Genomic DNA, 24,592 nt, shown 5'->3' with positions numbered 1-24,592 from the left:
TGACCTCGCACGATCGATCGGTGACCTGCCCGGGGCCCGCGCCCGCGGCCCCGGCCCCCGGCGGGCGCGGACAGCCTGAACGGCGACACGTAATCACGCGGCATGGATCTCCCGTCCTGCGCGGACTGCGACGCCGCAGTCACGCTACGCTCACAAGGATTCCGCCCCAGACAAAAGTCCCCCAGCACTTCACGGCAGAACGGCTCAAGGCACCACATGCCCCAGCACACCTCCGGGTCTGACCGCGCGGCAGTACCACCGGTTGCGCGTGGCACTGTGCGCCCTCCCGCTCCCTCCTCCCTCGACGAGTTGTGGCGTTCCTACAAGACCACGGGCGACGAGCGGCTGCGGGAGCAGCTGATCCTGCACTACTCGCCGCTCGTGAAGTACGTCGCGGGCCGGGTGAGCGTGGGGCTGCCGTCCAACGTCGAGCAGGCCGACTTCGTCTCCTCCGGGGTCTTCGGACTGATCGACGCCATCGAGAAGTTCGACATCGAACGGGCCATCAAGTTCGAGACGTACGCGATCACCCGGATCCGCGGCGCGATGATCGACGAACTCCGGGCGCTGGACTGGATCCCGCGGTCCGTGCGACAGAAAGCACGGAACGTGGAGCGCGCGTACGCCACGCTGGAGGCGCAGTTCCGGCGCACGCCGTCGGAGGCCGAGGTCGCCTCGGAGATGGGTATCGCGCTGGAGGAACTGCACGCTGTTTTCAGCCAGTTGTCGCTGGCGAACGTGGTCGCCCTGGAGGAGTTGCTGCACGTCGGCGGCGAAGGCGGCGACCGGCTGAGCCTGATGGACACCCTGGAGGACACCGCCGCCGACAATCCGGTGGAGGTCGCCGAGGACCGCGAGCTGAGAAGACTGCTCGCGCGGGCCATCAACACCCTCCCCGACCGCGAGAAGACCGTGGTGACCCTCTACTACTACGAGGGCCTCACCCTCGCGGAGATCGGCAACGTCCTCGGGGTGACCGAGAGCCGGGTCAGCCAGATCCACACCAAGTCCGTGCTGCAGCTCCGGGCGAAGCTGGCCGACGCGGGCCGCTGACGCACCCTTCCTGCCCCCCTCCCGTCCCCCTCCTGCGTTCTTCCCGGCTCTCTCCGGCCAACCGGTCGGAGGCCGTGCCCTTCCCTCGCGCGTCTGCCGCCGTAGAGTGGATACGTGCCCAGGATTCGAGCGGCCTCCGTGGCCGAGCACCGGACCATGCAGCGCGGCGCCCTCCTGGACGCCGCGCGCTCCCTGCTGTCCGAGGGCGGTACGGAGGCGTTGACCTTCCCCGCACTCGCCGAGCGCACGGGCCTCGCCCGGTCCTCCGTGTACGAGTACTTCCGCTCCCGTGCCGCCGTCGTCGAGGAGCTGTGCGCCGTCGACTTCCCCGTCTGGGCGGCCGAGGTCGAGAACGCCATGGAGCGCGCCGAGACGCCCGAGGCGAAGATCGAGGCGTATGTGCGCCGGCAGCTCGACCTCGTCGGGGACCGCCGCCACCGCGCGGTCGTCGCGATCTCCGCGAGCGAGCTGGACGCGGGAGCCCGGGAGAAGATCCGGGCCGCGCACGGCGGGCTGATCGCCATGATCGTCGAAGCGCTGGGCGATCTCGGCAACGCGCAGCCGAGGCTGGCCGCCATGCTCCTGCAGGGTTCGGTCGACGCCGCCGTGCGCCGTATCGAGCTGGGAGTCGCGGAGGAGCCGGGCGTCATCGCGGACACCGTCGTCGCGATGGTCCTGCGCGGTGTGAGCGGCGGCCTGAGCGGCTGACCCGGACGGCGTCCGGCTCCGGCGGCTCGGGTACCCCGAACACCGGCAGCAGCCGTGAGGGGCCTCCGCGCAGCAGTGCGGGCGGCAGCAGCGAGAGGGGGTCCAGATAGGCCTCCCCGCGCCGCAGCCCCCAGTGCAGGCAGCCCTCCGCACAGTGGAACGGTCCGTCCTCCAGCACCCCGACCGGCTGTCCGGCCCGGACGGTCGCGCCCTTCTCGACCCGTGCCCGCACCGGTTCGTACGTGGTGCGCAGCGGCGGCGAACCGCTGCCGGACACCTCGATGACCAGCACCCCGCGTCCCGCCACCCGCCCCGCGAACGACACCCGGCCGTCGGCCGCCGCCAGCACCCGCGCGCCCGGCCCCGCCGCGAGGTCCACGCCGCGATGACCGGGTCCGTACGGACCGGCGGGCGGCTCCCATCCCCGTAACACCGCGGGTCTCCCCGCCAGCGGCCAGCTCCGCCCGCCGTCGTCGTCGGCATCGGTGTCCGCCCCCGCCCCCGTCCCGGCCACCGGCCCCGGCACGGAGGCCACTGCCCCGGTCGGGGCGACGGCTCCGCCGGGCACGATGGCCCCGACCGGCACGGACGGCCCGGCTGGGAACAGCACGTACAGCAGGAGCAGCAGGAGCAGCAGGGACAGGGCGCGGAGAGCGGGGGAGCGGCGTGGGCCGGGCTGATGGCGCATGCCCGCCACGATGTCCCGGAGGTCGGGATTCCGGGGATCACGGCCCGTTCCTGTGGACTACTCGCCGGTTGTGGACATCGCGGTCACCCGGCACTCAGCCGGTCCCGTACACTTCTTACGGCGATCCGGGTCACCGGGTCGACTTCGCACGCCCCGCCACCTCCCTCTTCTCGGAGGTGGCCGCGCTCCTCGGTCCCTCGTGGCACGGCGCGTCGGGGCGTCAGGCGCGAACGCAAACCTGCGGTCGCGATAACCGAGCACCTCAAGGAGTACGGCCATGGCCGTCGTCACGATGCGGGAGCTGCTGGAAAGCGGCGTCCACTTCGGTCACCAGACCCGTCGCTGGAACCCGAAGATGAAGCGCTTCATCTTCACCGAGCGCAACGGCATCTACATCATCGACCTGCTCCAGTCGCTGTCGTACATCGACCGCGCCTACGAGTTCGTCAAGGAGACCGTCGCCCACGGCGGCTCCATCATGTTCGTGGGTACGAAGAAGCAGGCCCAGGAGGCCATCGCCGAGCAGGCGACGCGCGTCGGCATGCCGTACGTCAACCAGCGTTGGCTCGGTGGCATGCTCACCAACTTCTCCACCGTCTACAAGCGCCTTCAGCGTCTGAAGGAGCTCGAGCTCATCGACTTCGAGGACGTGGCCGCCTCCGGCCTCACCAAGAAGGAGCTCCTGGTCCTCTCGCGTGAGAAGGCCAAGCTGGAGAAGACCCTCGGTGGTATCCGCGAGATGCAGAAGGTGCCCAGCGCCGTCTGGATCGTCGACACCAAGAAGGAGCACATCGCCGTCGGTGAGGCGCGCAAGCTCCACATCCCGGTCGTCGCGATCCTCGACACCAACTGCGACCCCGACGAGGTCGACTACAAGATTCCGGGCAACGACGACGCGATCCGCTCCGTCACCCTGCTCACCCGCGTGATCGCCGACGCCGTCGCCGAGGGCCTCATCGCCCGCTCCGGTGCCGCCACCGGTGACTCGAAGCCGGGCGAGAAGGCCGCCGGCGAGCCGCTGGCCGAGTGGGAGCGCGACCTGCTCGAGGGCGACAAGAAGGACGAGACCGCGGCTGCCGCCGAGGTCCAGTCCTCCGCCGAGACCGAGAAGGTCGCCGACGCCGAGAAGCCGGCCGAGGCCGTCGCCGAGGCCGAGGCCGCTGTCGAGGCTCCGGCCGCCGACGCCCCGGCCGCCGACGCGGACGCCGAGCAGGCCTGACACCCGTCACGGCTGCTGACGGCGGGGGCTGACGCCACAAGCGTCGCCCCCGCCGTTCACCCGTAGATCTCAGACTTCGAGAGAGACATAAAGACTCATGGCGAACTACACCGCCGCTGACGTCAAGAAGCTCCGCGAGCTCACCGGCGCCGGCATGATGGACTGCAAGAAGGCGCTCGACGAGGCCGACGGCAACGTCGACAAGGCCGTCGAGGCGCTCCGTATCAAGGGCCAGAAGGGCGTCGCCAAGCGCGAGGGCCGCTCTGCCGAGAACGGTGCCGTCGTCTCCCTCATCTCCGAGGACCAGACGTCCGGCGTCATCCTCGAGCTGAAGTGCGAGACGGACTTCGTCGCCAAGGGTGACAAGTTCCAGACCGTCGCCAACACGCTCGCCGCGCACGTCGCTGCCACCTCCCCGGCCGACATCGAGGCGCTGCTCGCCTCCGAGATCGAGGCCGGCAAGACCGTTCAGGCGTACGTCGACGAGGCCAACGCCAACCTCGGCGAGAAGATCGTCCTGGACCGCTTCGCGCAGTTCACCGGCGCCTTCGTCGGTGTGTACATGCACCGCACCATGCCCGACCTGCCCCCGCAGATCGGTGTTCTGGTCGAGCTGGACAAGGCCGACGCCGAGCTGGCCAAGGGCATCGCGCAGCACATCGCCGCCTTCGCCCCGAAGTACCTCTCCCGCGAGGACGTCCCGGCCGAGGTCGTCGAGGCCGAGCGCCGCGTCGCCGAGGAGACCACGCGCGCCGAGGGCAAGCCCGAGGCCGCGCTCCCGAAGATCGTCGAGGGTCGCGTCAACGGCTTCTTCAAGGAGGCCACGCTCCTCGGCCAGCCGTACGCGCTGGACGCCAAGAAGTCGGTCCAGAAGGTCCTGGACGAGGCCGGTGTCACCCTGAAGCGCTTCTCGCGCATCAAGGTCGGCATCTGAGTCCGTCCAGGCGAACAGCACCGGACCCGATAGGGTCTGGTGCAGTCGACGGCCGCACCCACGCCGGACGACCGCAGATCTGACGAGGAGGCCATTGCCGCTGTAGGGACACCAGACCCACCGGCAATGGCCTTCTTCGTATGTGCACGAGGAGAATTTCCATGGACAAGGGCGCGGACGCCATTCAGGCCGACGGCAAGCACGACGACAAGGGTTCCGGGCGCTTCATGCTGAAGCTCTCCGGTGAGGCGTTCGCCGGCGGCGGTGGCCTCGGCGTCGACCCCGACGTCGTGCACACCATCGCGCGCGAGATCGCCGCCGTCGTACGCGACGGCGCCCAGATCGCGGTGGTCATCGGGGGAGGCAACTTCTTCCGTGGCGCCGAGCTCCAGCAGCGCGGCATGGACCGGGCCCGGTCCGACTACATGGGCATGCTCGGCACCGTCATGAACTGCCTGGCGCTCCAGGACTTCCTGGAGAAGGAGGGCATCGACTCGCGCGTCCAGACCGCCATCACCATGGGTCAGGTCGCCGAGCCGTACATCCCGCTCCGTGCCGTACGGCACCTGGAGAAGGGGCGCGTGGTGATCTTCGGCGCCGGTATGGGCATGCCGTACTTCTCCACCGACACCACCGCCGCCCAGCGCGCCCTGGAGATCGACGCCGAGGCGCTGCTCATGGGGAAGAACGGCGTGGACGGGGTCTACGACTCCGACCCGAAGACCAACCCCGACGCGGTGAAGTTCGACGCACTGGAGTACGGCGAGGTGATCACCCGCGATCTGAAGGTCGCGGACGCCACCGCCATCACGCTCTGCCGTGACAACCAGCTCCCGATCCTCGTCTTCGAGCTGACCGTCGAGGGCAATATCGCTCGCGCGGTCAAGGGTGAGAAGATCGGCTCGCTCGTGGGCGACGTGAGCACCCGGGCCTGACGGCCCCCAGGATGGACAACGGCCTGCCGGTCGGACACCGTGCAGGTGAGGACGCGACGCAGGACCCGCAGGGCTCGGCGATGACGACGCCGGACCCACTCAAGACACGCAGGAGCACGTGGTGATCGAAGAAATCCTCCTCGAGGCCGAGGAGAAGATGGAGAAGGCCGTTGTCGTCGCGAAAGAGGACTTCGCCGCGATCCGTACCGGCCGTGCGCACCCGGCGATGTTCAACAAGATCGTCGCCGACTACTACGGCGCGCTGACCCCGATCAACCAGCTGGCCTCGTTCTCGGTTCCCGAGGCGCGGATGGCCGTGGTGACGCCGTTCGACAAGACCGCGCTGCGCAACATCGAGCAGGCGATCCGCGACTCCGACCTCGGCGTCAACCCGAGCAACGACGGCAACATCATCCGGGTGACGTTCCCCGAGCTCACCCAGGACCGCCGCAAGGAGTACATCAAGGTCGCCAAGACCAAGGCCGAGGACTCCAAGATCTCGATCCGCTCCATCCGCCGCAAGGCCAAGGAGACCCTCGACAAGCTCGTCAAGGACAAGGAGTCCGGCGAGGACGAGGTGCGCCGCGCCGAGAAGGAGCTCGACGACACCACCGCGAAGTACGTCGCGCAGGTGGACGAGCTGCTCAAGCACAAGGAAGCCGAGCTGCTCGAAGTCTGATGAACGACTCTTCCTGGGGCGCCCCGCAAGGAGCCGGTTACTGGGGCACGCCCGAGATGAGCGCTGCCCCGGCGGGTCCTGCCCACGATGTGCGTGACGCCCAGCAGACTCGGCCCATGCCCAACGTGCCGGACGTTCCCGACGCAGGTAGAGACGCAGCCGACCGCGACGACCGGGACAGGGATGCCGCTCACGTCAGCGGCCCCCTGTTCCGTGACGAGATGCCGCAGGAGCCCATGTCCACCCCGCTGCCGCCCCCGCCGCAGAAGAAGCGTGCGGGGCGTGATCTGCGCGCCGCCATAGGGGTCGGTGTGGGTCTCGGCGCCGTCATCGGCCTCTCGCTGTTCATCGTGAAGGCCGTCTTCATCGGCGTGATAGTGATCGCCGTCGTCGTCGGCCTGTGGGAGCTGACCTCCCGCCTCCAGGAGAGCAAGGGCATCAAGGCGCCCCTGGTGCCGCTGGCCGTCGGCGGAGCCGCGATGGTCGTCGCCGGTTACGCACGGGGTCCCGAGGGGGCCTGGATCGCGATGGCCCTGACCGCCCTCGCGGTGCTGGTCTGGCGGATGACCGAGCCGCCGGACGGGTATCTCAAGGACGTCACGGCCGGGGTCTTCGCGGCGTTCTACGTCCCCTTCCTGGCCACGTTCGTCGCCCTGCTGCTGACGGCGGACGACGGGTCGTGGCGGGTCCTGACCTTCCTCGTTCTCACCGTGGTCAGCGACACCGGGGCCTACGCGGTCGGCTGGCGGTTCGGCAAGCACAAGCTCGCCCCGCGCATCAGCCCCGGCAAGACCCGCGAGGGCCTGTTCGGAGCCGTGGGCTTCGCGATGGTCGCCGGCGCGCTGTGCATGGAGTTCCTGATCGACGGCGGCGCCTGGTGGCAGGGCCTGCTGCTCGGCTTCGCGGTCGCCGCCAGCGCCACCCTCGGCGACCTGGGCGAGTCCATGATCAAGCGGGACCTCGGGATCAAGGACATGGGCACCCTGCTCCCCGGCCACGGCGGCATCATGGACCGGCTGGACTCGCTCCTGCCGACCGCACCGGTCGTCTGGCTGCTGCTGGTGCTGTTCGTCGGATCCGGCTGACGTTCCCGGACTCCCGCACCCTGTCCCACCTGCACGTTCTACGAGTGAGGGTCCGTCGTCCACAGGGCGGCGGGCCCTCACCCGTCTGTCTGCGACACTGGATGAACCATGCCTAAGCCCGGAGAACTGGCGGCGATCCGGCATTGAATGGCCCCTGACCAGCACGTTTGGTGCTCGACAGGGGCCGTTCGCGTGCTACTGGGCCGTCTCTGGGCCGTCAGCCACGTCGGGGGAGGGCAAGAACAGCCCGTCAATGGCGTTCCGGGTGCGCTCCTGACTCGACGGCATGAGGTGCGCGTACACCCGCAGCGTGAGTGCGGGGTCGGTGTGCCCAAGGTACTGGCTGACCGCCTTGATGCTCTCGCCGGCGTCCAGCAACACCGATGCGTAGAAGTGCCGAAGCGCGTGCATGCCGTGTTCGCGGGCGGACTCGTACTTCCCGTCCCGGGCGCTCGGGATGAGGCCAGCCAGCGCGAGGGCGGGCTTCCATTCCTGGATGTTGAAGTTACTCCGCCAGACGACTCCGGACGCGGTGTTCGTGAACAGGAGACGAGCCGTCACCTTCGGGCCGTCAGGCTTCCGCCACGGCAGGGTGACCTCAACCGGCTTGCAGTTGTCCATGTGCGCTCGCACGGCTTCGGCCACCGAGGACGGGAGCGGGACGTCTCGCTCCTTGCCGCACTTCGGCGGGGCGAACACGGCCTTGCCTTGGATGAGCTTCACCTGCCGAACGACCCGCAGGATGCCCTCCTCGAAATCGACGGCATCCTCAGCGAGGCCCACGATTTCCCCCTGCCGGAGCCCGCAGCCAGCGCCTGTGTCCACCATGGTCCGGTAGCGCTCAGGAAGGGCTTGGCGGACCGCTTGCACTTGTGAGGGCAGCCACGGGGTGACCCGCCGCCGTTCGACCGATGGCGGGCGCACGGACTTCGCGGAGCATGGGTTGCGGGGGAGGAGACCGTCGTCGACGGCCGCACTCAGTACGGCTCGAACGTCGCCGTAGATGTTGCGCGCGTACGCCCCGCTCACGCCCGGGTTGGACTCAAGGGCGCTCACCAGGTCGCGAAGGTGTTCCGGCCGGAAGGAGTCGAGCGGGCGCGACCCGAGGATGGGGAAGGCGTGCAGGCGTAGCCGCTGCTCGGTGACGATCTGGCTCGACAGGTCCGCGCTGTGCGCCTTCAGCCACTTCTCGGCGTAGCCCTTGAACGTGACCCGGGCTGCGCGCGGGTCGATGTACTGGCCTCGGGACATGTCGGAAGCGACGTTGGTCAGCCAGTTCTCAGCGAGGCGCTTCTGTCGGTCCGGGAAGGACTTGGACTTCTCGGTGCCGTCGGGGCCGACGTAGCGGGCGCGGTAGCGGAGTCCGATGCCGTAACGGTCGCTCTTGACGCGGAGGGCCTTTCCGTCGGGCCCGGGTTCGGTTTTGTACCAGCGGTCTTGGATGTGGCCGGCCACAGGGGGCTCCTGTCGGGGATGCAGCAGGGGCGCGACCGGTGGTCGCGCCCCTGCGAGTGGTTTTGGTGTGGGTCAGGCCGCGTCGTGGTCGGCTTCGGTGAGCGTGTTGATCCAGGCGTGGACGGCGGTGGGGTCGTAGCGGAGGTGCTTGCCGATGCGGAAGCCGGGCGGGCCGGTGCGCTTCTTGCGCCAGGCGTAGACGGTTTCGAGCGGGACGGAGAGGAGGGCGGCGATGTCCTCGGGGGTGAGGTAGCGGTCGGGGAGGCCGCCCCGGAGGGTGGCGCGGGGGTCGGGTTTCGGTGCCACGGGGTCTCCAGGGGGCGGCGATGGGCGGCGTGGTTGTCCGAGGTGTGGATTTCTGCGTCACCGCGTCACCCGCGTCACCTAGGGGGTGTGACCTGCGGTTTTGGGTGACGCAGCCGATTGGGTGTGCGTCACCCGTGCGTCACCTTCTGCGTCACCGGATGACGCGGGGGTGACGCGGGTGACGCAGGGGTGACGCAGGATTCGCCGTCTGCGTCACCCCTTCCGGTGCAGGTCAAGGGCCGTTTTCTGTCCCGGGTGACGCAGGTGACGCACACCTTCCCTACTTAGGAAAGGAAGGGGGGTATCTGTAGTAGTGGCGGTGATCCTTCAGGCGAAGTGAGGGGCCCTTCGGGCACGCCTTTTGGGCGGCGTTCCGCCGAACAGCAAGAGGAGCACCCGTCGGCGTGGCGGGGGGTGCTCCTCTTGCTTGTCCCCGGGGCGACCGGTGCGGTCAGAACGCCGCCGCCTGCTCTGGTTGCTCAGGGGGCGGGGATGCGGCCGGGCGGGTCATTTCGAGGTAGCGGCCTGCTTTGGTGCGTCCGGTGTCGATGAGGACGCCCCGGGCGGCGAGGGTGGGTTGAAGGCGCTTGAGGCGGTCGGAGAGGACTTTGCCGGTGGTCGGCCACCCTTTAGGCAGGGGCCGTAGCTCCTCGCCGCTGTAGTGGCGGCTCAGGGCGTTCAGCCAGTCCGTGGACGTCATGCGCTGCTCGCGGCCGGGGTCGAGGGTCTCGGCGTGCTGGAGGACGGTCTGCGCCAACAGGTCGCCTTCGATGACGTCGTCGTTCAGGTCGTCCAGGCTCACTCGGTACGCGTGCAGTGCTCCGAGCCCGGTGGCGACGTCGAGTTGGGCGCAGAGGTGGGCGAAGTCCGCCATCCGTAGATCGGTGGGGGTCTCTGCTTCGGCGGCCCGGACCTTGACCGTGAGATCGAGGAGAGACCCGAGCACGATGGGCAGTACCTCTTCGTACTCCGCCCACAGCTCCGCCTCGGTCCTACGAACCGTGGGCCGCTCCAACCGCAGCGGCAGAAGCCGTTCCGCGAGGTCCGGCCGGATGACCCCCACGTCGATCCCTGTCAGGAGGAGCGGCCGGCGGTAGCGGGCCCGGTGCACGTCCCCGTCCGTGAACAGCGCCCGCTTCACGCTCTCGGCTCCGGTGACGATGCAGCACATGGCGTCGGACAGGTCCGGCGTCATATGAGAGAGGTTGTCCAGGGCGGTGACCCATCCGGCGGCGACGGCCGCGATCAGGTTCTCCTCGTCCTTCGGCGCCCGGCGCAGGTCCCCGCTCATACCCTCCACGATCCGAACCAGCATCCGCCCCCCGGTCGACTTCCCAGCGCCCTGCGGGCCGGTGAGGAACGGTGCGGGGACGGGCACGCCCGGCCCCAGGCAGCCGATCAGCCACGCGATGGCGAGGCATTCGGTTTCGGCGTTGGCGAAGTTGCACAGCCGCATCAGAAGGTCGATGCCCTTGCCGTCGGTGTCCTTGGCCGGCAGGGGCAGTTCCCCGGTGAGCTGGGTGCGCCGCCAGCACACCTCTCGCGGGTCCGGCACGGTGATCTCCCACCCGGTGGGGTGGATACGGACCGACTGCCCGTCGGCGCGGCCGAGGTCGAGCCAGGTGGCCCCGTCGAAGCCGGGGGCGACGCGGATGTGTACGGCCTGGGTGGTCTCGGTCATCGCCAGCGCCTCGATCAGGTCCAGCGCCTCCTTGAGCGCGGTGCCGTTGAAGACGCCGACCCCGTCGCGGAACATGCCGACCATGAGTTCCTGCCGGTGGCTGCCCGTCGTGCCCTGGGAGCGGATCGGCCGGGCCACGGGGTGGCCGTTCTTCTGTGCGTAGACGGTGCCGTCGGCAGTGCGGAAGTACCGGAAGTGGGACTGCGCGTAGTCGCTGATGACCTCACGTGCCGGGTTCTTCTCGTCCTCGGACATGACTCACATCCCCAGTGCGGTGCGGGCGTTGGTCCAGGCGTCCGTGCAGTGCCGGGCGCTCTCGCCCTTGGCCTGCGCGGCGGCGAACAACCGGGCGGCGTGGGCAGCCGTCAGACACCCGCACCGGCCGTGCGCGGACAGCACCGCGAGGAACGTGCGATACACGGTTGCGTGCACCCCGCTGGCCGCCTCACGGATGCGCTGCTCGGCCATCGCGATACCGCGCTCCAGGTAAGCGGGGGTGCGGTGACGACAGTCCCCGCCCCTGGCCGGTAGAGGCACGGTGACGGGCCGGACCGGCGACGGCTTCTTGACGACCAGGGCTCGCACCACGTCGGGCAGGGTGGTCGTGGTGCCGGTGCCGGGGCCGAGCCACCGGGCGTAGGCCATCGTGGACTTGATGTCGACGCCATCGCGGACCGCGTTCACGGAGGGCATCGCGCCCCGGTAAATCCAGTGCTCGCCCCGCGTCGTCGCCACGGTCCGCGTGGCGGGCAGCGTCCGACGGGCCCACGCGACAGCGTCGGCGTGGTCTAGGTCGACGACGGTGAGCCCGATCCCGCCGGGGTGGTAGGCCACGGCCGCCGCCTGCTTCCACGCCGTCGACCAGGTGGGCCCGGTGAGGATGGCGGGGTCGGTGGTGGCGGCGGCCCAGGCGTGGCAGGGGCGGGGGCAGGTGCAGGGGCCGGGGGTCTTCATGTTCGGCCGGCCGCCGCAGGCGTTGTCCCGGCAGTCCGGGCAGTTCCCGAACGGGACCTTGCCCGCCCGCAGGGGCAGGACGGGAACGGACCGGTTCGCCAGGTCGAGGGCGGCGGTGAGATGGGGTGTGTTCATGCTGCGGCCGTCCTTTCGTGGGTGAGGAACTGGTGGCCGATCCACTGGGTGTAGGCGGGAGGTACGGCCTGGCGGGCTTCGACGTTGGTCATCCAGGTGCAGCCCATGGCGTCCGCGTAGGCCCGCTCGCCCTTGTGCTCGAAGGCGAGCAGCCCTTTGTGGTGCCAGCAGGGCGGGACCAGGTCACCGCCGCCGCCCCAGGAGGTCTCGAAGGCCCGGTGCCGGCGCACGTTCAGCCCGAACTGGGACCCGCACAGCAGGTAGTCCGGGCGCAGCGGCGCTTCGGGGACGTTCTCCATCACGTAGGGGATGCCGGACGCCTGGAGGCGTTCGCGGCCGGGGGCGAGGAGGTCAGGATGGTTGTTCTGGGTGCCGCGCCAGGCGGTGACGCGGGCGAAGTGCTGGCAGGGCCAGGAGGCGTGGACCAGGTCATACCCGTCGAGGGGGAAGGTCAGGGCGTCGGCCTGGAGGAAGGTGAACGGGTAGCGGGGCTGCGGGTGCACGTCCACACCGGTGACGTCGTATCCGGCGAGGTAGTAGCCCATGGACAGGCCACCGGCCCCGCAGCACAGGTCCAGCACACGCAGCCCGTTCGGCTTGCGCAACGGCAGCACACGCGCGTTCACGCGGCCACCCCCAGCCCGGACGCGGCCAGCAGGGCAAGAGCCTGGGTGCCGATGAACTGGGTGTAGGCCGGGGGGATGCATTCGCGGATGCCTTCGCGGTTCATCCACGGCACCCCCATCACCCGGCGGGCCAGGTCGACGCCGGAGAAGTTCCCGACGAACTGGCCGTAGTGGCCAGGCGGGATGGGGCGGCCCATCTTCGCCTGCGGCACCAGGTGGGCGGGGTGGTGGGGCTGGTTGAGGGTGAGGCCGCCGCCGGTCTCGAAGTACCGGTGCCGGTAGGTCTCCACCCCGAACATCGGCCCGCACAGCATCACCGGGCGGTCCAGCTTCGGCACCGCCCCGCGTACGTTCTCCATCACCCATGGCCGCCCGGTGGTCTTCAGGGCGGCGCGGGTGGGGGCGATGAGGTCGGGGTGGGTGTTGCCCTGGAGGCGCTGGCAGTCGCTGTCGTGCTGGCACGGCGGGGAGGCGTGGATGACGTCGAACTCCGCGCCGTGCTGCAGCACGTAGGCGATGGCGTCGGCCTGGACGAACCGGAAGGGGTAGCGGGGCTGCGGTGCGGTGTCGACGCCGGTGACGTCGAGGCCGGCATCGGCGTAGCCTTTGGCCGCGCCGCCCTGGCAGCAGAACAGGTCGAGTAACCGCGGCTTGGGCCTTGTTCGGGCCCGGGTGTCAGTGGGGTACGGCATCCTGGTGTTCTCCAGTTCTGTTGAGTGGGCTGGGGGTGTGGGGCAGCCGCGTTTCTTTGGTGAGAGGGGCGGCTGCCCCCGGCTCATTGGGACGTGAAGGGGGCGCAGTGACGACGGCATGGCTGGTGCTGGCTGTGGGCGACGAGGACCGGCAGCACGGGGGCAATGACGGGTATGACGACGACCCGTCGCAGCACTACAGCTGGGACGACACGGTCCCCAACCACGCGCGTATCGCTGTGGGGGACGTGATCGCGCTGTGGGACAAGAAGCAGTTGCTCGGTCTCGGAGTGATTTCCGGGATTGAGACCGGGAGCGAGATCAAGACGCTTTACTTCTGCCCGGAGTGCAAGAAGGCCGACTTCAAGCGGCGCAAGCGGCTGAAGCCGACGTGGCGCTGCAACAAGTGCCCCGCCATGTTCGAGGAACCCGGCAGCAAGCAGAAGCGTGTGGTCACGTACCGGTCGCGCCACGGCGAGGTATGGATGGACGGACGGGGCCTGCTTGACGGCAAGCAGTTGCGGGCCTTGTGTGACTCGCCCGACTCCCAGCTGAGCATGCGCCCCGCCCGCTGGGTGAAGCTGCGCGATGCCCTCCTCGCGCTCGACGGAGTCGACTTCAGCGACCTGAGCTTGGACGATGACGAGAACGAGGGCGACCGCGGGAACCCGGCAGGCGGCAGGGAGCGGAGGAAGATTGCGGGTGGGCACCGCATCTCGAAGGTCCGTGCTCGCGTGGGGCAGGGGCCCTTCCGGCAGCAACTGCTGGACGACTACGGCCAGGTGTGCGCGTTCACCGGACCCGCGCCGGCTGGGGCTCTTCAGGCGGCACATCTGTACAGCTATGCCGACGAGGAAGAGCACCACGAATGGGGTGGTCTGCTCCTGCGCAATGACGTCCACAGCCTCTTCGACCGCGGCCAGATCGGCGTCAACCCCGACACCGGGTGCATCGAGGTCGACGACGAGCTCCTGGGCTATCCGGCGTACGCCGAACTGCACGGCAAGGTTCCCCTGGTCAGTCTGCGGCCTGAGCACGAGGTCTGGCTCGCTGCCCACTGGCGCCAGCACTGGACCGAGAGCGTGACCATTCCCGCCAGCCGCGTCCCGGTAGCCACCTCCTAGCAGGGAGGGGCGCCTGTTGTGGCATCGGCCTGAGGCGCCCGCGGCCTCCATGCGTCAGGCGTAGGTGATGGTCATGGCGTCCGGGCCGGGCAGGTGCCCGGTCGCGGCCCGGTGGGCGGGGTCGTCCTCGGTGCAGATGAGACGGCCGTCGGGGGTGAGGGTCCAGCCGGTGGTGGGGTCGCCCCGGTGGGTGGCGTTGGTGACGGCCTGTCCGGGGGTGTCGAAGTGGGGGGTGTACTCGTCGGTGTCGGTGGTGGTGCCGCAGATGTCGCAGACAGCGACCCAGCACACGCATCGGCGTACGGCCATGGGGTGCTCCTCGGTCAGAAGGGCGGTTCGTCGCTCCACGGGTCGGGTACGTCCCGGCGGCGGCGAGGAAGGCGCGGGAGCCGCAGAAGGATCCAGTAGCGGGTTTCGTCCCAGCAGGTGCAGGGGTCCCACTCGGTGCCGGCGTACTCCCCTTCGTGGTCGCCGTAGTCGTAGGCGAACCCACCCTCGCCGTCACAGCGGGGGCAGTCGGGGTCGGGGGTGTCGGTCAGGATCAGGGTCCGGCGGGCCCATCCTCGGAGCTGGATACGCAGTCGCGGCATGCTGTCGCTCTCTCCTGTCGAGGCAGAAGCGGAATCCCTGCCGCCGATGTGGCAGGGAGGCGTGGGCACCCCCTGTGGGGGTGCGTGTGGAGGGGGTTTCGGGGGTCTGACCTGCGGTGCCTCCCTGCCTCCCTGACAGGTCGTCTTGGCTGGTCAGGGTCAGGGAGGCGGGTCAGGGAGGGGGTCAGGGACTTCTCCCTGCCTCCCTGACCCCGGTGGGGTCGGCTCCCTGTTACTCGGCGGCGGAAGCGGAACCGTCGGTGTCGCGGTTGGCGAGGTGGCGGAAGAGCCGGTCCCGGGCGATGACCATGCGGCCGTCGGACTTGTAGGGCTCGGCCCCGGTGCCGTCCAGGACCCGCTTGAGGTCCAGGTGCGACCACTTCCCGTAGGCGTCCTCGCTCAGCGCAGTCAGCCGCTTCAGGACGTCCGTCGTGAGGACGCGGGACGCGTCTCCCAGGACGGTCATGACGTCCATGAGCGGGTCGCGCTCCTCACCACGGTCGTCGGTGTGGAGGGTGGTGACGCCGTCACGCAGAGCCTTGGCCCGCTCCGCGATCTCGGCGGCGTCGTCGGTGCTGATGTAGTGCGTCCGCACCGTCAAGGCGGCCTGCCCGGTCGGAATCTTGATCCCGTCGGACGCGACGACGACCGTGCCCTTGTCCAGGCCCGGCCGCAGCAGGTTCGGCGCGGCCCCGCCGTCGACCGCCTTGTCCCCGAGCGCCATGCGGGCCTGCGACTCGGTGCCGAGCGCGAGGGACGCGCGAGTGTGGGCGCCTTCACGGACCAGCTTGGGGAGGTTCTGGTCGGTGGGGTCCTGCGTGCCCTGGAAGAGCAGCACGTCCACCGCCCGGCCCTGGTTGTGGATCTTCCGTGCGGCCATGAAGTACCGGGACGTGGCCCGGGTCCCGCCGTAGGGACGCTTCTCCCCGTCGACCACGGGGCACATGAACGCGACCTGCGCTTCGTCGACAATGCCGATCAACGGCGTGAAGACGGTGCCCGGGGGTGCCTGGATGCGGCGCTCCATCTCGTCGACCAGGTCTTCCAGCATCTCGGTCGCCTCGATGACATGGTCATCGGTAGGCCCCTGGATCAGCACAGTGGCAAGCCCGTCGAACATGCCCCAGTCCCCAACACCCTTCAGGTCCGCCACCCGGAACTCGACGCGCGGGTCGAGGGCGAGCCAGAGGGCCAGTGCGCGCAGGGCGGCGGTCTTGCCCTGGTTGGACAGGCCGGTGATGAGCATGTGCCGCTGGTAGAGGCTGATCAGGGCGGCGTCCCCGCGCAGGTCCTGGCCCCACGGGGCCTTTCCCTTGGCGTAGTCGGCGGTCAGGGTGGTGTCCGTCATCAGCGGGGACGGGCCGATCGGCTCGTCCAGCGCGCCGCTGTCCGCGATCCACAGCCGGACCGTGCGGGCGGCCTGCGCAATGGTGATGAACACCTCGTGCTCGTGCCGGTTCAGGTTCTCCGCGAGCTTCCGCCGGCGCTTTTGCACTTCGTCGGTAGCAACGCCGGAGGGAAGGGTGACATCGACCTCTACGCCGCATCCGGCAATCCGGATCGGCCCGAGCATCGCCGCCCCCGCATCCCCCATCTCCTTCACCGCCTGCCTCAGCGGCGCGATCCCCAGGTCCCGCAGAGCGGTGACCACGACGGACGGGGTGATCGGCGCACCGACGTCCGCAGCACGGGCCGGGAGAACCCACTGCGGGGCGGCCTGCTGATGCCGCCCCACACCCCACAGGGCCAGCAGCGCCGCCCACGGCCCGAGGGCGACCAGTGGCCCCCACACCACGGTGATGATGACAACGATCCACCGGACCAGCTCGATCAGGGCCAGGGTGGGGGCGGCGAGGTCGGCGAAGTTCTCGTTCGCCACGGCGAGGATGATCCCGAGCAAGAGCAGGCCACCGGCGGTGATGCCGAGCCCGGCCGCCGCCCCCTTGGCCGCCTTCACCGGAGCCGACAGCAAGTCCATGCGCCGCTGGTGACGGGCCGCGCGGAACCGCTGGCCGCGCTCTTCCCACTCGGTGGCGAGGTCGAGGTTCCCCGCGGCTTCCGCCGCCCTGAGCATCCGCTCGTAGCGGGCGGCGGTGCGGCCCTCCCACGCCCGGCGGGCCACGATCCGGCCGCCGCCGATCACGTACATGCCGTGCCGGACCGTGAACCGGCCCGCCGAACGGGTCCGCTCATGCGTCGCGGCCCTGCGGACCATGCGGGCGGTACGGACCACCCGCGACACGCGGCGAGCAGTCGGCGGGGCGTCGGAGGTGGTCGGGTCGGTGGTGGGGTCCTTGACCAGGCTCACCACCGGTTCGGTGGTGGTGTCGGGGGTGGTGGGGCGGTGGTCGTCGAGGTGGTGCACGGTCCCCATGACGGGGGCCGTGCTGGCGGGTTCGGTCATGATGAACGTGCCTCTCCTGCTCAGTGCAATGGGACGGGGTGTGATGGGGGCGGCCGGTTTCCTTGGCCGGGTCCGGCCGCCACCGGTTCAGGACTGTTCGGCCTTGTGGACGGCCCGCTCCGCGAGCTTCACGCGCTGCTCTGCCTGCTTGCGGGCCTCACGGGCGGCGGCCCTGTCGGCGCGGGGGGCGGTGCGCTCGACGGCCTTGGCTGCGGCGAGGTCCTGGCGGGCGTCGGCCTGGACCTTGTGGAGCGCGGCCAGTTCCTGTGTGCCCCGGGCGGCGGCGGACTGGTCGATGCGCTCGATCTTCCGCTTGATGTCCGGGTCGACGCAGTCCGCGAGGGCCTGACGGAAGCCCTTGCGGAACAGCTTCGCGCGCTCCCGGGACTCGGCACGGGTGTAGCTGTAGACCGTGGGGTTGTTGCTGGACACGGGGACCTCCCAGAAGGGTGGGGCCGGACTGCCCGGCTCCCCTTGCCGCCCCGGGAGCCGGGGCGGCGCGGGCAGTCGTCAGGTGAGCCGCAACTCGTGGGTGTGGCACAGGAAGGGGCCGATCAGCAGCCCGACGCGGTGCACCGTCCAGCGGCCACCGGTGAGGGGCCCCGGAGGGGTCTCGTCGACGATCCGGCCGGTACGCCCGGCCGCACGCGGGTCGTCGTCACAGGAGACGATCAGCACCTCTTGGCCTGCCTGAAACATGCCGTCTCCTAGGAGCGCTTGCGCGGGTCGATGGGGGTGCATCCGCACGGGGCGGGGAGCCCCCGGGAGAAGTACTTCTCGTGGTCCAGTTCCTGCGGGCAGTGGTTCTCGCAGGCGTGGCGGCGGCCCTTGGCGGGCCAGGGGATACGGGGCATCGGCTACCGCCTCTTACGGGTCTTGGTGTCGCTCACGGACTTCACGACGGCCACGACGCCCCAGGCGCACACGGCGGCGACTAGGGCGAGCAGGGCGAGGTTCGCGGCGATGGCGGTAAGGACGCCGACGAGGAGCGGGCCGAAGTAGACGCCGGCGGCGACGGCCCCGGCGCCCATGCCGGAGCCGAGAGCGAGGCGCTGAACGGTGCGGTCGGGGGGTGCCTGGTGGACGTGGATGACCTGCGGTGCCGTGTTGGTGGGCTGGTAGGTGGTGGGGAGGTGGTCGGTGTAGGCGGGGGTGCCGTCCGGGAGCTTTACGACGGACGGGGTGCGGGGTGCGGGCAGGTGGTCCATGGGGTGCCTCCCGGTCAGTTGGCCGACTCGGCGGCCTGGCGGGCGATGTCCCTGATGCCGTCCAGCAGCTCGTCGATGCGGTCGAGGGGGACGTACAGGGTGGGGCTCGGCCCCTTCCTGCCGGGGCTCGTACGGATGGCGACCACGGGCTGGGCGCGGTCGGTGTCGGGGCGGATGGTGACGGCCTCGGCGGTCAGCGACGGCCCGTCAAGGGGGTCGACGGTGAAGCGGAAGGTCATGAGTTGCCCTTTCAGGACGACGGAGTGTCGTGGCAGGTGACGCACATGCCAAGCGACCGGGGGACGCAATAGCCCACGTCAGTACGGCAGTTGGGGCAGGTGCGGCGGGCCCGCATCGCCGCAGCGAGCGCGGCGGCACGGCCCGGGGTCATGGGGCGTACGGGGCGGGCGTGGTCGATGCGGTAGAGGTAGGCGACCAGCGGGCCCCGCCGGCGGCGGGGCCGGTGGAGTTCCGCAACGACGTCCTGACCACCCGGCCGCAACCCCAGCGCGCGGAGCTGACGGCGGGTGGCCAACCCGTCCGGGGCGAGGTGCCACAGGTAGACGTCGGCCATCAGGCCGCCGCCTCACCCGGACCGGCCGCCTGCTCGCGCTCGGCGCGCAGGGTGTCGCGCAGGACGCGGGCCTTGGCCGGGGACGTGTGGACCGCCTTGCGGATGCCCTCGGCGGTCAGCTCCCGATCGGCCCATGCGGCGGTAGCCGTACGGGCCTCGGTCAGCAGCTGGTCGGCGGTGCGGGCCGGTCGACTCGATCGGGCCGCTTCGGGCACGCGTCCGGTTGCCCGGCGCGGGCGGGTCGTCTCGGCGGCCACCGCGCCAACCGGGGCCCGATCGGTCGACTTCACCAGCGACACCGCCGGAGCCGCCGGGAACGCCGCCGGGGCCGGGGTGATCGGCGCGGGGGCCGATACTCCCAGGTCAGCCGTAGACCGATTTACATATGTCTCAGCCGATTCATCATGATTTGGTGTGGTGGCCGCGTGCTCGGTCGGTCGGTGGTGCAGGACCTTGGCGACGAGGTCGGAGCCGAAGTAGATCGACCCGACCGGCAGCGATGTGGCGAGCAGGACCAGGGCCCAGTTGGCGGGGTCCCAGTCGGCCAGTCGACCCCAGTCGACCACCTCGTCGTGAAGCTGCGGGACGAGTCCGTGGACGTAGTTGAGGACGAGTGAGGCCAGGGTGTAGGCGGCCAGCACCCGCAGGGCGAACCGGCGGGCGTCGCCGGTCAGGACGAGGGTCGCGACGAGGGCGAGGGCCATCAGCCCGTCGACGACAAAGGGGTAGAGGGTCGCGGCGGTGGGGTCGGCTCCGGTGGCGGTGGCGACGTCGCGCAGGGCGTTCCAGGAGACCCGGAACGCCATGGCGACCACACCGACGAGAGCGGCGATCAGCAGGCCCTTGCCGAAGCGGTTCATGACTGGTCTCCCCGCCACGGGAAGGGGCGGGTGTGGTGGGCCGTGCGGAAGACTCGTACGCCCGCCCCGGCGGGGGCATCGGGCTTGGCGACCGGGCGAGCGCCGCTGATCGAGGCCAGCATGCGGGCCGCGTGGTGCTCGCACCCGTCGGCACCCGCGTTCTCCGCGTCGATGACGGTCACGACGACCGGGCCCCCGCACGGCGTCGCGTCCTCCGGGTGCGCGGCCGGGCACTGCACCGGAGTGCCGACGGGCGGGCCGCCGACCATCTCGACCAGCTGTTCCACGGTCACCTCAAGGCGGCCGATCATCCGGGCCATAGCGGACACATCCAGCAGACTCACGGACTGCGCGTCCGCCAGGGCCTGCCGGGCGGCGAGGATGCGGCTGCGGTCGTACGCGGTGAGATCGAAGCGACTCATCAGGCCGCACCCCCCGACAGGCTCACGACGGCGGCCGACCGGTTGGCCAGCTCCCGGCGAGCCGCCAGCACCCGCCGGCGGGCCCGGCGGATACGCCGCTCGTCCAGCTCCGTCGGCGTGCGGTCGATGGTCATGATCTGCGCGTCCAGCAGGACGACGTCCGCCAGGACGGCGGGCATCTCCGTCTCGATCGCGTCCAGCTCGGCGTCCGACGGCTCACCCTCGAATGGAACGGCGGTAACGGCCGCCTGAAGTGCTGCGATGGTCTTCATGAGTCGTTCTCTCCCTGTGAAGGTGGTGCGGCTCGACAGCGGCCCCGGTGTTCCTGCACCGGGGCCGCGCTGTGTCGTGAATGGCGTTGGGGTGTCAGGCGGTGGCGGCGGCGCGGACGAGTTCGTCGGCGGCCTCGATCGCGGCCTCGCGGTAGAAGTCGAGGAGTTCGCGATTCTCGGTGTTCCGCAGGGCGTACGTCGCGCCGGCCGCGCCCTGAGCGACCCCGGCGAGGTCGGGGGCCAGGATCGCCAGCGTGGTGAGCGGGGCGGTCAGAGCGGAGCGGGTGTTGTGACTGGCCGCGCGGGCGGCCTGGTAGTCGGCGTCCGAAGCGCCGGACAGCCGCAGGTCCTCGCGGACCCACATCGACCGGCGGTGATCGGCCAGCGCCACCGTGAGCGCGGTGACGGCGGCGATCCGGTCCCGCCGCTCCTCATACCCACGAACCTCGGCACGGTCCCGGCGGGCGGTGCGCTGCTGGAGCATGTAGGTGGTGACCGAACCCAGCAGGGTTCCCAGTACCGCGATGACACTGATCCACATGGTGAGCCCCTCTCGTTGAATGAATCCGGGTGTCCGGCTCCCCTCAGCCCCGCCCGTACAGCACCGCGTGAAGCGGTCTGGACGGGCGGGGGAGGCAACCGGCCGCAGCGTGAGCTGCGGAGGGTGGGGTGGTGCGATGTCTCCTTCGCGAGTGCAGCGCCCGTACCAGGTAGCGCTGCGTGCCCCGCGTTGTAGGCGTATGGAGACGTGACCTTGCGGTCTAAGCCATCCGGTTAATGACAAGGCGCCGGTGCACCTCGGCCCGATTTGTCCCGGGCCCCTTGGCGTCTCGCCCGAAGACGTGACGCCCGGTCGTGCAGGTCGAAGCAGCCCAAAGAAGGCCCCTTCTGCGTGGGCTACCGCCCCCTTCCGGAAGTTCCGGATCGGGCGGTGGCCACAACAAGAGACTGGACCGGTGGACCGGTCCAGTCAAGCGGCAAGTCTGCGTGCCACTTCCCCGCCGTGAGGGAAAGTGCAGGTGGAGAGGTGTTTTCGGGCGACAAAAAAAGCTGAACCGGTGGACCGGTCCAGCTGTCTCTGCTGCTCCGTGCCTACATGGCGTAGGTGTCCACCTGCTCGAAGAGCGACGACGGCGTGACGCCCTCCTCGCAGACCAGCGGCTTCCCTTGCTCGTCGTACGCCGTGTGCAGCAGCACTGCTACGGGTGCGCCCTGCGGCACCCCCAAGCGTTCCGCCTCCGTCTCCGATGCGCCGCGCACCGTGGTGACGTCCACGCCTTCGGACGGGGCCCGCCCGGTCTGGCGCCGGATGTAGCGCGTCGTGCCTTCGGCGATCGGGTGAGTGTCGGCAAGGCGAGGTGACACCTCCGCGACCTCCGGGGGGAACCACGCCTCAACGCAACTGTTCGGCGTGCCGTCCGGGAGCTGGAGGACCCGAACACGCCGAAGCGCCGTCGTCCCGGAGGTGAGTCCTAGAGCGGCGGCGACGCGGGCGGGGGGTTCCGCCCAATCAGGCTCACCGACGCGCAGGAACGGCATCCCGCCCAGGATGCGCGCCGACCCCGCACGGCGAGCCCCGGCGGGGCGTGCGACGGGCGTCTCCGTGACGACGAACCCGGTTCCCTGCTTGGCTACGACCACGCCATCGTTTCGCAGCACATCGACGGCCTTGATGGCGGTGGCTCGTGACACATCCCACTGCTCGGCCAACTCGCGGCCGGATGGAATTGTGGCCCCGGGAGCGATCTCACCAGCGGCGATGCGGGCGCGCAGGAACTCTGCGATCTCTTCGTACTTCAGGACTGCCATGGCTTCCCCTATTTCCTGCGCTGGACTGGTCCACCGGTACACACGATACTGCGACCATGTCGAATCTCGAATTGGCACCCTCCGTGATGCGGTTCTATGGCGAGACGGTCAACGAGGACAGCCGCCTGCGCAGCTCGGCAGACGGTCGGATGGAACTGGTCAGAACTCAGGAACTCCTCCGACGCTTTCTGCCCCCCGCGCCGGCGCGTGTGCTCGACGTGGGCGGGGGGACCGGGATTCACGCTGAATGGCTGGTGAAGGACGGCTACGACGTCGCCCTGGTGGACCCGGTGCCGCGTCACGTTGAGGCCGCGTCGGCGGTGTGCGCGGCGGTTGTCGGTGACGCGCGCGATCTGCCCGAGCCGGACGACACCTTTGATGTCGTTCAGCTCCTCGGGCCGCTCTACCATCTGCCCGACCCGGCGGACCGGCAACGGGCGCTCGCGGAAGCCGCCCGCGTGGCTAGGCCCGGCGGGCTGGTCGTCGCAGCCGCGATCAATCGCTATGCGTCGCTCTTCGAGCACGTCACGTACGCCCACCTGCACACCGAACGGATTCACAACTCCGTCTCCAAGATTCTGGAGACGGCGGTCTACGACGGAGCGCGCGGGTTCACCCTGTCGTACTTCCACCGGGCCGAAGAGCTGGTGGCGGAGCTGGTCGCCTCCGGACTGGAGGATGTGCAGGTCTTCGGCATCGAGGGCCCCGCCTGGTCGCTGGTGAAGGCGGCGGAGCAGCAGCCGGGCGAAGGTCCCACGGATGAGCTGATCGCCTCAGCCATGGACGCGGCACGCATGGCAGAGCCGTACCCGGAACTCCTCGCCGCCAGCTCGCACCTCCTGGCCGTCGGCACGGTTCCCGGTGGCAGTGCCGACTGACTGCCCTGACCTGCGGACGGGGTCACGGGGCCGGGCCGTCTGTGGGCCGTCGGAGGGCCGCCGACGACGACCCACAACCACCATCAACGACCGGCACCGTCCGGCCCGGGTCGTCGCTGAACTGGGTGACGACCCGGGGCACCTCGGCGTGTCTGCCACACTGGATGAACCATGCCTAAGCCCGGAGAACTCACTTTCGTCGCGCCCCGCGGAGCCAAGAAGCCGCCGCGGCACCTCGCCGACCTCACGCCCGCCGAGCGCAAGGAAGCGGTTGCCGCGACCGGTGAGAAGCCGTTCCGCGCCCAGCAGCTCTCGCAGCACTACTTCGCGCGGTACGCGCACGACCCGGCCGAGTGGACCAACATCCCGGCGTCGTCGCGGGAGAAGCTCGCCGAGGCGCTGTTCCCCGATCTGATGTCCGTGATCCGGCACATCAGCTGCGACGACGACACCACGCGCAAGACCCTGTGGAAGCTGCACGACGGGACGCTCGTCGAGTCCGTCCTGATGCGCTACCCGGACCGCGTCACGATGTGCATCTCCTCGCAGGCCGGCTGCGGCATGAACTGCCCCTTCTGCGCCACCGGACAGGCCGGCCTCGACCGCAACCTGTCGACCGCGGAGATCGTGCACCAGATCGTCGACGGCATGCGCGCCCTGCGCGACGGCGAGGTGCCCGGCGGTCCCGCGCGGCTGTCCAACATCGTCTTCATGGGCATGGGCGAGCCGCTCGCCAACTACAACCGCGTCGTCGGCGCGATCCGCCGGCTCACCGACCCGGAGCCGGACGGCCTCGGCCTCTCGCAGCGCGGGATCACCGTCTCCACCGTGGGTCTCGTCCCGGCGATGCTGCGCTTCTCCGACGAGGGCTTCAAGTGCCGTCTCGCCGTCTCGCTGCACGCCCCGGACGACGAGCTGCGCGACACCCTGGTCCCCGTCAACACCCGGTGGAACGTCCGCGAGGTGCTGGACGCCGCCTGGGAGTACGCGGAGAAGTCCGGCCGCCGGATCTCCATCGAGTACGCCCTGATCCGGGACATCAACGACCAGGCCTGGCGCGGCGACCTCCTCGGCCGGCTGCTCAAGGGCAAGCGGGTGCACGTCAACCTGATCCCGCTGAACCCCACGCCCGGCTCCAAGTGGACCGCCTCGCGGCCCGAGGACGAGAAGGCGTTCGTCGAGGCCATCGCGGCCCACGGCGTGCCCGTCACCGTCCGGGACACCCGTGGCCAGGAGATCGACGGGGCCTGCGGTCAGCTGGCGGCCTCCGAGCGCTAGCCTTTCCCGGGCCGGTCCGAGCG

31 protein-coding genes are annotated in these 24,592 nt (G+C 70.1%); 10 read left to right on the top strand and 21 right to left on the bottom strand.

Annotated features, from left to right (window positions below; genetic code table 11):
• Window positions 1–216 precede the first annotated feature (216 nt).
• Both whiG and ACIQPT_RS16635 read left to right on the top strand, forming a co-directional pair.
• Window positions 217–1,053, top strand: a complete 837-nt coding sequence (gene whiG / locus ACIQPT_RS16640; protein ID WP_003965944.1) for an RNA polymerase sigma factor WhiG — start codon at window positions 217–219, stop codon at window positions 1,051–1,053.
• Between the two features lie 138 nt (window positions 1,054–1,191).
• Window positions 1,192–1,761, top strand: coding sequence for a TetR/AcrR family transcriptional regulator (locus ACIQPT_RS16635; RefSeq protein WP_401156717.1), 570 nt, complete (start codon window positions 1,192–1,194; stop codon window positions 1,759–1,761).
• Here the strand turns inward: ACIQPT_RS16635 and ACIQPT_RS16630 are convergent.
• Window positions 1,700–2,449: a murein hydrolase activator EnvC family protein gene (locus ACIQPT_RS16630; protein ID WP_401156541.1), complete on the bottom strand. Its 750-nt coding sequence runs from the start codon at window positions 2,447–2,449 to the stop codon at window positions 1,700–1,702. The two genes, ACIQPT_RS16635 and ACIQPT_RS16630, sit on opposite strands and share 62 nt — an antisense overlap.
• A gap of 277 nt (window positions 2,450–2,726) precedes the next feature.
• Between ACIQPT_RS16630 and rpsB the strand changes: the two genes are divergently transcribed.
• The 5 genes from rpsB (at window position 2,727) to ACIQPT_RS16605 (ending at window position 7,301) form a co-directional block, all read left to right on the top strand.
• Entirely contained in the window at window positions 2,727–3,668 is a 942-nt protein-coding gene (gene rpsB, locus ACIQPT_RS16625; RefSeq protein WP_030629544.1) for a 30S ribosomal protein S2, read from the top strand.
• Between the two features lie 97 nt (window positions 3,669–3,765).
• Window positions 3,766–4,602: a translation elongation factor Ts gene (tsf, locus tag ACIQPT_RS16620; protein WP_401156539.1), complete on the top strand. Its 837-nt coding sequence runs from the start codon at window positions 3,766–3,768 to the stop codon at window positions 4,600–4,602.
• Window positions 4,603–4,763: 161 nt separating this feature from the next.
• Entirely contained in the window at window positions 4,764–5,537 is a 774-nt protein-coding gene (pyrH, locus tag ACIQPT_RS16615) for a UMP kinase (RefSeq protein ID WP_401156538.1), read from the top strand.
• Between the two features lie 121 nt (window positions 5,538–5,658).
• On the top strand, window positions 5,659–6,216 hold the full coding sequence (frr, locus tag ACIQPT_RS16610) for a ribosome recycling factor (protein ID WP_018960718.1): 558 nt from the start codon (window positions 5,659–5,661) through the stop codon (window positions 6,214–6,216).
• Entirely contained in the window at window positions 6,216–7,301 is a 1,086-nt protein-coding gene (locus ACIQPT_RS16605; RefSeq protein WP_401156536.1) for a phosphatidate cytidylyltransferase, read from the top strand. Before frr ends, ACIQPT_RS16605 begins: the two co-directional genes overlap by 1 nt.
• Window positions 7,302–7,496: 195 nt before the next feature.
• On the opposite strand, the gene ACIQPT_RS16600 is transcribed toward ACIQPT_RS16605, so the two are convergent.
• The 6 genes from ACIQPT_RS16600 to ACIQPT_RS16575 all read right to left on the bottom strand — a co-directional run bounded on the left by ACIQPT_RS16600 (window position 7,497) and on the right by ACIQPT_RS16575 (window position 13,150).
• A complete protein-coding gene (locus tag ACIQPT_RS16600) occupies window positions 7,497–8,756 on the bottom strand; it encodes a tyrosine-type recombinase/integrase (protein ID WP_401156534.1) in 1,260 nt (419 codons plus the stop codon).
• Window positions 8,757–8,828: 72 nt separating this feature from the next.
• Window positions 8,829–9,062, bottom strand: coding sequence for an AlpA family transcriptional regulator (locus ACIQPT_RS16595; RefSeq protein ID WP_030085099.1), 234 nt, complete (start codon window positions 9,060–9,062; stop codon window positions 8,829–8,831).
• 451 nt (window positions 9,063–9,513) lie between these two features.
• Window positions 9,514–10,998: an ATP-binding protein gene (locus ACIQPT_RS16590; RefSeq protein ID WP_401156532.1), complete on the bottom strand. Its 1,485-nt coding sequence runs from the start codon at window positions 10,996–10,998 to the stop codon at window positions 9,514–9,516.
• Window positions 10,999–11,001: 3 nt separating this feature from the next.
• Window positions 11,002–11,832, bottom strand: a complete 831-nt coding sequence (locus ACIQPT_RS16585; protein ID WP_401156530.1) for a DNA primase — start codon at window positions 11,830–11,832, stop codon at window positions 11,002–11,004.
• Window positions 11,829–12,458, bottom strand: a complete 630-nt coding sequence (locus ACIQPT_RS16580; RefSeq protein WP_401156528.1) for a class I SAM-dependent methyltransferase — start codon at window positions 12,456–12,458, stop codon at window positions 11,829–11,831. The genes ACIQPT_RS16585 and ACIQPT_RS16580 overlap by 4 nt, the downstream gene beginning before the upstream one ends.
• Window positions 12,455–13,150: an SAM-dependent methyltransferase gene (locus tag ACIQPT_RS16575; protein WP_401156526.1), complete on the bottom strand. Its 696-nt coding sequence runs from the start codon at window positions 13,148–13,150 to the stop codon at window positions 12,455–12,457. The genes ACIQPT_RS16580 and ACIQPT_RS16575 overlap by 4 nt, the downstream gene beginning before the upstream one ends.
• Window positions 13,151–13,257: 107 nt before the next feature.
• On the opposite strand from ACIQPT_RS16575, the gene ACIQPT_RS16570 reads away from it, so the two are divergent.
• A complete protein-coding gene (locus ACIQPT_RS16570; protein WP_401156525.1) occupies window positions 13,258–14,274 on the top strand; it encodes an HNH endonuclease in 1,017 nt (338 codons plus the stop codon).
• A gap of 54 nt (window positions 14,275–14,328) precedes the next feature.
• Here the strand turns inward: ACIQPT_RS16570 and ACIQPT_RS16565 are convergent, their stop codons facing one another.
• The 14 genes from ACIQPT_RS16565 to ACIQPT_RS16500 all read right to left on the bottom strand — a co-directional run bounded on the left by ACIQPT_RS16565 (window position 14,329) and on the right by ACIQPT_RS16500 (window position 22,413).
• A complete protein-coding gene (locus ACIQPT_RS16565) occupies window positions 14,329–14,583 on the bottom strand; it encodes a hypothetical protein (RefSeq protein ID WP_401156523.1) in 255 nt (84 codons plus the stop codon).
• Between the two features lie 14 nt (window positions 14,584–14,597).
• A complete protein-coding gene (locus ACIQPT_RS16560; RefSeq protein ID WP_401156521.1) occupies window positions 14,598–14,864 on the bottom strand; it encodes a hypothetical protein in 267 nt (88 codons plus the stop codon).
• Between the two features lie 232 nt (window positions 14,865–15,096).
• Window positions 15,097–17,238, bottom strand: a complete 2,142-nt coding sequence (locus tag ACIQPT_RS16555; protein ID WP_401156716.1) for an FtsK/SpoIIIE domain-containing protein — start codon at window positions 17,236–17,238, stop codon at window positions 15,097–15,099.
• Between the two features lie 117 nt (window positions 17,239–17,355).
• Window positions 17,356–17,700, bottom strand: a complete 345-nt coding sequence (locus ACIQPT_RS16550; protein WP_401156520.1) for a hypothetical protein — start codon at window positions 17,698–17,700, stop codon at window positions 17,356–17,358.
• 78 nt (window positions 17,701–17,778) lie between these two features.
• The gene (locus ACIQPT_RS16545; RefSeq protein WP_401156518.1) at window positions 17,779–17,967 is read right to left on the bottom strand and encodes a hypothetical protein; all 189 of its coding nucleotides are present in this window, start codon (window positions 17,965–17,967) and stop codon (window positions 17,779–17,781) included.
• Window positions 17,968–17,975: 8 nt separating this feature from the next.
• The gene (locus ACIQPT_RS16540; RefSeq protein WP_401156517.1) at window positions 17,976–18,122 is read right to left on the bottom strand and encodes a hypothetical protein; all 147 of its coding nucleotides are present in this window, start codon (window positions 18,120–18,122) and stop codon (window positions 17,976–17,978) included.
• 3 nt (window positions 18,123–18,125) lie between these two features.
• Window positions 18,126–18,476: a DUF6251 family protein gene (locus tag ACIQPT_RS16535; protein ID WP_401156515.1), complete on the bottom strand. Its 351-nt coding sequence runs from the start codon at window positions 18,474–18,476 to the stop codon at window positions 18,126–18,128.
• Window positions 18,477–18,490: 14 nt separating this feature from the next.
• Entirely contained in the window at window positions 18,491–18,715 is a 225-nt protein-coding gene (locus tag ACIQPT_RS16530) for a hypothetical protein (protein WP_401156513.1), read from the bottom strand.
• Window positions 18,716–18,726: 11 nt separating this feature from the next.
• On the bottom strand, window positions 18,727–19,050 hold the full coding sequence (locus ACIQPT_RS16525) for an RRQRL motif-containing zinc-binding protein (RefSeq protein WP_401156511.1): 324 nt from the start codon (window positions 19,048–19,050) through the stop codon (window positions 18,727–18,729).
• On the bottom strand, window positions 19,050–19,910 hold the full coding sequence (locus tag ACIQPT_RS16520) for a DUF2637 domain-containing protein (RefSeq protein ID WP_401156509.1): 861 nt from the start codon (window positions 19,908–19,910) through the stop codon (window positions 19,050–19,052). The genes ACIQPT_RS16525 and ACIQPT_RS16520 overlap by 1 nt, the downstream gene beginning before the upstream one ends.
• Window positions 19,907–20,332, bottom strand: coding sequence for a hypothetical protein (locus ACIQPT_RS16515; RefSeq protein WP_401156508.1), 426 nt, complete (start codon window positions 20,330–20,332; stop codon window positions 19,907–19,909). Before ACIQPT_RS16515 ends, ACIQPT_RS16520 begins: the two co-directional genes overlap by 4 nt.
• A complete protein-coding gene (locus tag ACIQPT_RS16510) occupies window positions 20,332–20,604 on the bottom strand; it encodes a DUF6284 family protein (protein WP_401156506.1) in 273 nt (90 codons plus the stop codon). The genes ACIQPT_RS16515 and ACIQPT_RS16510 overlap by 1 nt, the downstream gene beginning before the upstream one ends.
• Window positions 20,605–20,698: 94 nt before the next feature.
• A complete protein-coding gene (locus ACIQPT_RS16505) occupies window positions 20,699–21,145 on the bottom strand; it encodes a protein kilB (RefSeq protein WP_401156504.1) in 447 nt (148 codons plus the stop codon).
• Between the two features lie 551 nt (window positions 21,146–21,696).
• Window positions 21,697–22,413 carry a GntR family transcriptional regulator gene (locus ACIQPT_RS16500; protein WP_401156502.1) on the bottom strand — a complete coding sequence of 239 codons (717 nt, stop codon included), beginning with the start codon at window positions 22,411–22,413 and terminating at the stop codon, window positions 21,697–21,699.
• Window positions 22,414–22,469: 56 nt separating this feature from the next.
• Here ACIQPT_RS16500 and ACIQPT_RS16495 point away from each other — a divergent pair, with 56 nt between their 5' ends.
• Together ACIQPT_RS16495 and rlmN are read left to right on the top strand one after the other, a co-directional pair.
• Window positions 22,470–23,291: a class I SAM-dependent methyltransferase gene (locus ACIQPT_RS16495; protein WP_401156500.1), complete on the top strand. Its 822-nt coding sequence runs from the start codon at window positions 22,470–22,472 to the stop codon at window positions 23,289–23,291.
• Between the two features lie 171 nt (window positions 23,292–23,462).
• Window positions 23,463–24,569 carry a 23S rRNA (adenine(2503)-C(2))-methyltransferase RlmN gene (rlmN, locus tag ACIQPT_RS16490; RefSeq protein WP_401156498.1) on the top strand — a complete coding sequence of 369 codons (1,107 nt, stop codon included), beginning with the start codon at window positions 23,463–23,465 and terminating at the stop codon, window positions 24,567–24,569.
• Window positions 24,570–24,592: the final 23 nt, after the last annotated feature.

Origin of the sequence: Streptomyces sp. NPDC091289 (assembly GCF_044757365.1) — a bacterium.
Lineage (GTDB): Bacteria > Actinomycetota > Actinomycetes > Streptomycetales > Streptomycetaceae > Streptomyces.
The sequence above is the reverse complement of the archived record's forward strand: the minus strand, read 5'-3'. Positions and strand labels throughout refer to the sequence as shown.

Bases quoted from the DNA above. Each gene is read 5' to 3' on its own strand.
- whiG (WP_003965944.1), top strand. From the start codon at position 217: ATGCCCCAGCACACCTCCGGGTCTGACCGCGCGGCAGTACCACCGGTT.
- ACIQPT_RS16630 (WP_401156541.1), bottom strand. From the start codon at position 2,449: ATGCGCCATCAGCCCGGCCCACGCCGCTCCCCCGCTCTCCGCGCCCTG.
- rpsB (WP_030629544.1), top strand. From the start codon at position 2,727: ATGGCCGTCGTCACGATGCGGGAGCTGCTGGAAAGCGGCGTCCACTTC.
- tsf (WP_401156539.1), top strand. From the start codon at position 3,766: ATGGCGAACTACACCGCCGCTGACGTCAAGAAGCTCCGCGAGCTCACC.
- pyrH (WP_401156538.1), top strand. From the start codon at position 4,764: ATGGACAAGGGCGCGGACGCCATTCAGGCCGACGGCAAGCACGACGAC.
- ACIQPT_RS16605 (WP_401156536.1), top strand. From the start codon at position 6,216: ATGAACGACTCTTCCTGGGGCGCCCCGCAAGGAGCCGGTTACTGGGGC.
- ACIQPT_RS16590 (WP_401156532.1), bottom strand. From the start codon at position 10,998: ATGTCCGAGGACGAGAAGAACCCGGCACGTGAGGTCATCAGCGACTAC.
- ACIQPT_RS16585 (WP_401156530.1), bottom strand. From the start codon at position 11,832: ATGAACACACCCCATCTCACCGCCGCCCTCGACCTGGCGAACCGGTCC.
- ACIQPT_RS16575 (WP_401156526.1), bottom strand. From the start codon at position 13,150: ATGCCGTACCCCACTGACACCCGGGCCCGAACAAGGCCCAAGCCGCGG.
- ACIQPT_RS16565 (WP_401156523.1), bottom strand. From the start codon at position 14,583: ATGGCCGTACGCCGATGCGTGTGCTGGGTCGCTGTCTGCGACATCTGC.
- ACIQPT_RS16560 (WP_401156521.1), bottom strand. From the start codon at position 14,864: ATGCCGCGACTGCGTATCCAGCTCCGAGGATGGGCCCGCCGGACCCTG.
- ACIQPT_RS16555 (WP_401156716.1), bottom strand. From the start codon at position 17,238: ATGGGGACCGTGCACCACCTCGACGACCACCGCCCCACCACCCCCGAC.
- ACIQPT_RS16545 (WP_401156518.1), bottom strand. From the start codon at position 17,967: ATGTTTCAGGCAGGCCAAGAGGTGCTGATCGTCTCCTGTGACGACGAC.
- ACIQPT_RS16540 (WP_401156517.1), bottom strand. From the start codon at position 18,122: ATGCCCCGTATCCCCTGGCCCGCCAAGGGCCGCCGCCACGCCTGCGAG.
- ACIQPT_RS16535 (WP_401156515.1), bottom strand. From the start codon at position 18,476: ATGGACCACCTGCCCGCACCCCGCACCCCGTCCGTCGTAAAGCTCCCG.
- ACIQPT_RS16530 (WP_401156513.1), bottom strand. From the start codon at position 18,715: ATGACCTTCCGCTTCACCGTCGACCCCCTTGACGGGCCGTCGCTGACC.
- ACIQPT_RS16525 (WP_401156511.1), bottom strand. From the start codon at position 19,050: ATGGCCGACGTCTACCTGTGGCACCTCGCCCCGGACGGGTTGGCCACC.
- ACIQPT_RS16520 (WP_401156509.1), bottom strand. From the start codon at position 19,910: ATGAACCGCTTCGGCAAGGGCCTGCTGATCGCCGCTCTCGTCGGTGTG.
- ACIQPT_RS16515 (WP_401156508.1), bottom strand. From the start codon at position 20,332: ATGAGTCGCTTCGATCTCACCGCGTACGACCGCAGCCGCATCCTCGCC.
- ACIQPT_RS16510 (WP_401156506.1), bottom strand. From the start codon at position 20,604: ATGAAGACCATCGCAGCACTTCAGGCGGCCGTTACCGCCGTTCCATTC.
- ACIQPT_RS16505 (WP_401156504.1), bottom strand. From the start codon at position 21,145: ATGTGGATCAGTGTCATCGCGGTACTGGGAACCCTGCTGGGTTCGGTC.
- ACIQPT_RS16500 (WP_401156502.1), bottom strand. From the start codon at position 22,413: ATGGCAGTCCTGAAGTACGAAGAGATCGCAGAGTTCCTGCGCGCCCGC.
- ACIQPT_RS16495 (WP_401156500.1), top strand. From the start codon at position 22,470: ATGTCGAATCTCGAATTGGCACCCTCCGTGATGCGGTTCTATGGCGAG.
- rlmN (WP_401156498.1), top strand. From the start codon at position 23,463: ATGCCTAAGCCCGGAGAACTCACTTTCGTCGCGCCCCGCGGAGCCAAG.